This is a genomic window from Pseudomonas sp. P4_B3, from assembly GCF_056402295.1.
Genome location: NZ_JBFUHR010000055.1, coordinates 1 through 564 on the forward strand (window position 1 = coordinate 1; position 564 = coordinate 564).

2 protein-coding genes are annotated in these 564 nt (G+C 59.9%); one reads left to right on the top strand and one right to left on the bottom strand.

Translation table 11 applies throughout. From position 1 onward, the window contains the following. A partial coding sequence (locus tag AC1DWG_RS30415; protein WP_477788770.1) for a siderophore-interacting protein occupies positions 1-239 on the top strand: 239 nt, incomplete at its 5' end. A 103-nt stretch (positions 240-342) separates the two neighbouring features. On the opposite strand, the gene AC1DWG_RS30420 is transcribed toward AC1DWG_RS30415, so the two are convergent. Continuing rightward, a partial coding sequence (locus tag AC1DWG_RS30420; protein ID WP_477788771.1) for a Pr6Pr family membrane protein occupies positions 343-564 on the bottom strand: 222 nt, incomplete at its 5' end.

The following is a 564-nucleotide window of genomic DNA, read 5'->3' on the forward strand; positions in this document are numbered from 1 at the left end:
TGCTGCACAGCGCGGCCGAAGTCAATGTGATCTGGGTGCTGCGTGAAGGTGGCAAGGACAATCTGCTGGCCACCGTGCGCCAGATCCAGGTGCCAACCGGCAGCCTGTACGCATGGGTGGCGACCGAGAGCAGAGTGTCGCGGCAGATTCGTCGGGTGTTGCTCGATGAGCATGGGCTGGACGAGCAGTTCGTCAAGGCGGTTGGGTACTGGAAATTGGGGAACAGCGACGAGGAGTGATCTGCTCGCGGGCCTCTTCGCGAGCAGGCTCGCTCCCACAAGGGCGGGTGTATGCAGTTCCAATGTGGGAGCGAGCCTGCTCGCGATGGGGGAGTGTCAGACACTACAAACGCTGACTCTTGGCACGAGACCCAAGCCACCGATCCAGCCCGATCACCAACAACGCGATCACCACAAACCCCGCCAACAACCCGCCGGCATTGATGAACACCTGTGGATAACCCAGCTTCTCGACATCAATGAACGGGTACGGATAAACCGCCAGCAAATGCCCGCGCAGCAGCGCATAGCCAAAATAAACCAGCGGATAAATCACCCACAGCGC